This is a genomic window from Pseudoalteromonas sp. Z1A6 (genome assembly GCF_011378745.1).
Classification (GTDB): Bacteria; Pseudomonadota; Gammaproteobacteria; order Enterobacterales; family Alteromonadaceae; genus Pseudoalteromonas; species Pseudoalteromonas arctica.
In genome coordinates this window covers 1-6,338 of sequence record NZ_WTKW01000250.1, presented here as the reverse complement: position 1 = coordinate 6,338, position 6,338 = coordinate 1, and the positions used below count along the sequence as shown (strand labels likewise).

The 6,338-nt window shown below is 42.0% G+C and carries 3 protein-coding genes; all 3 read right to left on the bottom strand.

The features are described from left to right. Window positions 1–102: 102 nt before the first annotated feature. Complete coding sequence (locus tag GQR46_RS14540; RefSeq protein WP_165741317.1) at window positions 103–1,590, bottom strand: tryptophan halogenase family protein; 1,488 nt, start codon at window positions 1,588–1,590, stop codon at window positions 103–105. Continuing rightward, complete coding sequence (locus tag GQR46_RS14535) at window positions 1,583–3,133, bottom strand: tryptophan halogenase family protein (protein WP_165741316.1); 1,551 nt, start codon at window positions 3,131–3,133, stop codon at window positions 1,583–1,585. The genes GQR46_RS14540 and GQR46_RS14535 overlap by 8 nt, the downstream gene beginning before the upstream one ends. Window positions 3,134–3,235: 102 nt before the next feature. Continuing rightward, on the bottom strand, window positions 3,236–6,202 hold the full coding sequence (locus GQR46_RS14530; protein WP_165741315.1) for a TonB-dependent receptor: 2,967 nt from the start codon (window positions 6,200–6,202) through the stop codon (window positions 3,236–3,238). Window positions 6,203–6,338 lie beyond the last annotated feature (136 nt).

The window sequence follows — 6,338 nt, the reverse complement described above, 5'->3', positions numbered from 1 at the left end:
TGGGGAATAACCACACTACATAGGCTCTGCCTTGCCTAAAAACCAAATATGCTGCTGCAAATTTAACCACCAAAGAACAACACGCCCTAGTAAGGGCTTTTTTTACGCTGGGCAATACTGCTTTAAAAAATCATGGTGAGGCGGTAATTGGCTTACGCGTTGCTCTATTTGTTGCTTAATACCGTGTAAAAAACGGGTGAGTTCTTCATCGCTCATCATGCTGGCTATTAAATGATGTTGATTAGGCTCAATACCTTGACCAAGCATAACTTGCACCCACGAATCGACTCTAAAAATATCGCCATCGTCTAAAAATACACGACCGGTTTGCTTAAACAAATCAATTTTATGTTGAAGTGTTTTTGGCACTTCCATGGCGCTACAGTGTTGCCAAAACTCACTGTCATCGCGATTAGTTACTTTGTAGTGCAGCACAATAAAGTCGCGAATATTTTCAATTTCGCTTTTAAGCTGTTTGTTGTATTCGTCAATTGCGTGATTGGTAATGCCATTAAACGGAAATAAACGCATGAAGCGAATAATACCCGACATAATTAAGTGAATGCTGGTGGACTCAAGTGGCTCTACAAAACCGCTAGCAAGGCCAAGCGCTAGGCAGTTTTTGTTCCAGCCTTTTAAGCGACGCCCTGTTTTAAATTTAATAATACGCGGCTCTGTAAGTGGCTCGCCCTCAATGTTATTTAATAGTAGCGCTTTGGCTTGTTCGTCATCCATATATTGGCTGCAATAAACTAATCCGTTGCCTACACGGTTTTGCAGCGGTATACGCCATTGCCAGCCGCTTTTGTGGGCAATAGAGCGGGTAAGTGGCAATACGGTCTCGCTGGTTGATTTTGTTTGCACGGCAATGGCGCTGTTACACGGTAGTAAATGCGACCAGTCTTCGTAGCCAGTATGCAATGCTTGCTCTATTAATAAGCCTCTAAAGCCGGTGCAATCAATAAAAAAGTCGCCGTTAATGTGCTCGCCATTATTTAAAGTAAGCGATTCTATATGGCCCGTTTTAGTGTTTTTTACTACTTTTTGTATTTTACCTTCAATGCGTTTTACACCTAATGGCTCTGAAAATTCACGTAAAAACTGCGCGTAACGTGTGGCATCCATATGGTAGGCATAGTTAATGGGATTTTGCTGATTAAACGCAAATTTACCGCCTTTAGCTGCTTGCAGCTCGTAGCAGTAATCGCCAAATGGGTTGTTTATTCCTAAAGTTTTACCTTGCAACCAAAAGTGATGAAATTCACCCGCCCAACATTCTTTGCCCGTTGCGCCAAATGAGTGAATATAATGCGTGTTTTCATCGCCCCAGTTTTCAAAGCTAATACCTAATTTAAAGCTTGCTTGAGTGGCTTTCATAAATGCTTGCTCGTTTATACCCAGCAATTTATGAAATGTACGAATAGGCGGAATTGTTGCTTCGCCAACACCTACAGTGCCAATATCGTCAGATTCAACAAGGGTTATGTTTATATTGTTACCAACTAGTTTAGCAAGTGCCGCTGCGGCCATCCAACCTGCAGTGCCGCCTCCAGCAATTACTACGTTTTTAACAGCGTTTGTTTTAGTCATTATGTGGCTGCCCATTATTTGATAAAAGGTGATTTAAAAGCGCGCGATTACTTGGTATTCCATTTAAACACTGCGCTATTTTTTCGCGATTTTGCTGATAATAGTAATCCCCAGCACGTGGGTCGTTAAATGTATTTTGTGCAGATACTGTTTGTGTATTAAAGCCCATGCCATATAAAACGTATTGGTAACTGCTTGATGAAAACACTTCTTCGTTTTCAATAAAATCAAAGCGGCTAGGGGGTTGAAATTGCCAAAGTTTAAGTAAGTTTTGCAGGCGCTCGGGCGCGGTATTTAAATTACTAATATCTTGCCAATAAGGAGTGTCGTCGCGCTCGCTTAGCACATAATGAAGTTTTAAAAACTCAATAACGCGCTGCCAACGAGTGCTAAAACGCTCATTAAAACGCGTTTCAAGCTGGCTCATGTGGGTGCGGTTTTGCGGGAGTTGCTCGCTTATCATGCTAATTGAAAGCTCAACCATGGCAAGTGCTGACGCTTCAAGAGGCTCTAAAAAGCCAGCTGACATACCTACGGCAACACAGTTTTTAATCCAAAATTTTTGCCTGTAACCAGGGCTGAATTTTAATACGCGGTAGTTAAGTTGCTCAGCTTGTTGCTCACTGGTACTTTTAGCTATGTAGCTTTTTAGAGTATTTGTTGCGCTTTCATCGCTTTGATATTTACTACTAAATACATAACCTGTACCACGGCGCGTTGGCAGGGCTATATCCCAAATCCAACCGTTACTTTGCGCTGTAGATAACGTAGCAGAGGCAACTGGCTGATCGGCGTGTGCATTAGGTATTTGCGCCGCAACAGCGCTGTTATTAAATAAAATATGATCTTGCGCTATAAACTCACTATTAAAATGCTCACCAATTAAACGAGCGCGAGAGCCTGAGCAATCTATAAATAAATCACCCGTTATATCGCCATTATTATTTGTTTTTAATGAGGCAATATAGCCATGCTCGTCGTTAATAACCTCGGTTACATCGTCGATAATATGCGAAACATTTAGGTTTTTAACGCAGTGATTTTTTAAAAACTCAGCAAATTTACCCGCATCTAAATGATAGCCATAGTTGGTAACTGCTGCATATTCAGGTGTTTGTAATTGCTTTGGTGCTAGTGCTGCTTGGCATACAAAGCTTTGCATATTAACAACGTCGGCAAATTTTTGGTTAGGTGCAATACGTTGCCAACTGGCGTGTAAATTAGTGTGCTCGTAGCCTTGTGGATTCATAAAAGGGTGGTAGTAGTTTTCTCCCTCGCTGAGGTTTCGCCAATTTATAAATTTAGAACCTTGCTTAAATGACGCGTCGCACTGGGTTATAAAATCACTTTCTTTAATGCCAATGCGCTGTAGGGTGTTGCGCATTGACGGCCACGTGCCTTCGCCCACACCCAATATAGGCACGTTTGCCGACTCAACTAACGTTACATTCAGGTGCGGGTGTTCGGCGGCTAATAAGCCTGCGCTTAGCCAGCCGGCAGTACCTCCACCTAAAACGACTATTTTTGTTATTGGTTTGATCATGAGTTAACACCCTAAAGTTGATAACATTTAAACTAGCATTAATATTGTTTTAAATACAAAAAAGCCGCTAGTAAAAACTAACGGCTTTACTTTGTATTACCTTTAGAAGTTGTAACGCATACCAATATTGTAACGTGCGCCTAGCTGTTGTAGGTTCCACAATTGAGCTGACGTACGGCCATGTTCGCGGCTGTTTTGTTCAGTAATATTAAGGCCTTCAACAAAAAACGATAGTTGCTCGCTGTAGTTGTACGCAACATTAAAGTCGATTTGATAATATTCTTCAGTAAAGCCTGGCTCATTTACGTATCGAGCTGCGCTATTTAAAAACTTATCACGCCAGTTGTAAGCAATACGTGCTTGAAAATCATCGTTTTCGTACATTGCTATAAAGTTAGCTGTATCGCTTAAACCCACTAGTGCAAATTGTGTTGTAGTAGGGTCAGCGTTTACATCAAAGTCTATGTCGCCATTAACTGTGGTGTAGTTTGCTTGAACACCAAAACCGCTTTCACCAAAAAAGTGCTGAAAGGCAACTTCAAAACCATCAATGGTGGCATTTTTATTGTTGGTAGGTACTTGCGCTGTAAATTCTAGTAATGGGTCATCGCTGTTAGCAATTACATCGTAGGCGGCTTCAAACTCTTCGTAGGTCATAGAGTCAAAATCAACGTTGTTTTCTGTTGCGCCAACCATTTGAAATAAGTTTGAATCGGTTACTGCAAGTCCGCGAGATTCTAGCTCAGCAATGGCTGCTTGAGCGCGAGGGCCCGCTGTTGCATCGCGTAATCCGTAGTAGTTTTGCGTCATGGGTGTTAAACCAATAAAGTTTTCGATGTCTTTAGTGTAATAACCTACCGACACATAACTTGTTTCTGCAAAGTACCACTCAGCCGATACATCAATATTATCTGATTCAAGCGGCACTAAACCCGGATTACCCGTTGACGCTGTAGCCGGTGAAGAACCCGCTAAAAGAGTAGGGGCGCCTGGTACACCAACAGTCGCTGCTGAACTTAAGTTGTCGTAAGTTGGGCGAGCAATTGTTGTGCTATAAGAAAAACGAGCTTTTACGTTTTCGATTACTTCTATGTCAAAGTCAAAGCTTGGTAAAAAGTGATCGTAGCTAGATTTAAGCGTGAAATCTTCTTTATCTGAGCCAAAGCGAACATTAAAGTCGTTATTACCTTCCCATGCTACTGCGTTAGGTAAATCGATATTAGCCGTTGAGGTAATGTCAGTAGACTCTTGGCGTGCGCCAATAACAATGTTGTATGGCATATCGCCAATGTAGCCGTTGTAAGTAAATTGCACAAACGCTGCGGTTATATCTTCTTCAATGGTGCGGTTAGTTGCAAATGCGCCATCGGCTGCAAAGTTAAAGCCGTATTCTTCACCTGCCCAGTAACCAATTTGCGATGCGCTGCCGGTATAACCTTGGTTGAACGAGCCCGATGTATCGTAGTCGTCAAACTCAGCTAAAAAGTTTGTTGGGTTTAGGTAGCCATCAGGTAGTTCGCCTGGGTTTTCTATCCCCCAGTTACCCATTGTATTACGTGTAAGTGATTGCAGTGAATGGCTTTCCATAGAGCGAGACTCTATACCAAAGTCAATTGCGCCGTTTTCAATTTCGTATTTACCATGGATTCTAAATTCTGTTATTTCAGACTCTTGGCGAGCAAAGTTAGAATCTAAAATAGACGTACCCACATCAGAGGCATCTAATGTGTTATTGCAATTTAAGTTGTCTCGGCGGCAATCATCAAAATCGATACTCATTGATGGAAGCTCACGGCTAAAATCAACTTCTTGTGCGTTAACTACGTTTGCGCCCAAACCTGCGTTTACCCAGCTGCCGTAAGGTGCATCTGGTTTGCTAGTGGCTTTTGAATTGTGCGCATCAAACATAAAGCTCAATTCTGAATTGAAATAGTATTCAACGTTTAAACCAATAGAGTCGTTTTGGTTAACTTGGTTTAGCTCTTGAAACGCTAAACCTAAATCGCGTGTTTGCTGATCGCGACGTTCTTCTCGGTAGTAAATAGGGGTTTTTACTGTGTTATCGTCAAATGTTAGCGCGCTTTTGTAGTTATCCATCCATATTGATTGCTCAGCACGGGCTTCGAACAAATCTTGTTTAGAATACGTGTAATCAAGCGTGGCTGTTAAATCGTCAATAGGGCTGTACTGCAGCGTTAATTGTGCGTTTGTACGAGTACGTTCTCTGTCGGCAATGGTGTAGCGCAAATCTGATGGCATTGAATAAAGCTGGCCAGCAGCGGGTGCATTAGTTAAAACAATATCATCTGCTGCTTGTGGGATTGTGCCGTCAAAAGCAGATGTATTCCATTGATTTACAAACGCACCTGTTGATGAGCTATCGCGCTGTTGCATGCTTGCAGTTAACGAGGCACCAAATTTAGCTTCACTGTCGGTCCAGCTAATTAAGCCCGAAAGCTCAGGTGTTATGTCATCACCAACGCGGTTTGTTGAGTCGTGTAATGCTTTTACGCCAATGCTTGAAACAAAGCCTGGATTGTCGAGCGGGCGAGCGGTATTTATATTAATTGTTGCGCCAATACCACCAGATGCAATACTTGCTTTACCTGTTTTATATACTTCAACCGACTTAACGCTATCAGACGCTAAGTTTGCAAAGTCAAAAGCACGAGAGCTTGGTGTACCACCGCCTGAAGGCAATGAAGCTGCCGGCATAGTTCGACCGTTTAGGGTTACCATATTGTAGTCGGGACCAAAACCACGAACCGTTACTTTAGAGCCTTCACCATTTGAACGATCAATCGACACACCCGTAATACGCTGTAGCGACTCGGCTAAGTTGGTATCGGGGAATTTACCAATATCTTCAGCTGATATAGCATCTACAACACCTGCGGCGTCGCGTTTTAATCGAGTTGACTCTTTAATACTACTTTTAAAACCAGTAACTTGAATTACTTCAACATCTGTATTTGCTTCTTGTGCATATACAGGTAAAGAGATTGATGCGCCTAAAATCAGAGATAGGCTGGTCGCTATCTTTGTTTTTCTTACAATATGGTTGGACATTCGGTTTCCCTCGCACTTTTATCATTATTATTAACAGCTGTATGGGGCTGTTATTGTGTAATTATAAACATTGTCAAATGTATGGAAGCGCTTCCAGAAAAATTCATTTAACTGAGCTTTGTGGAAGCGCTTCCAG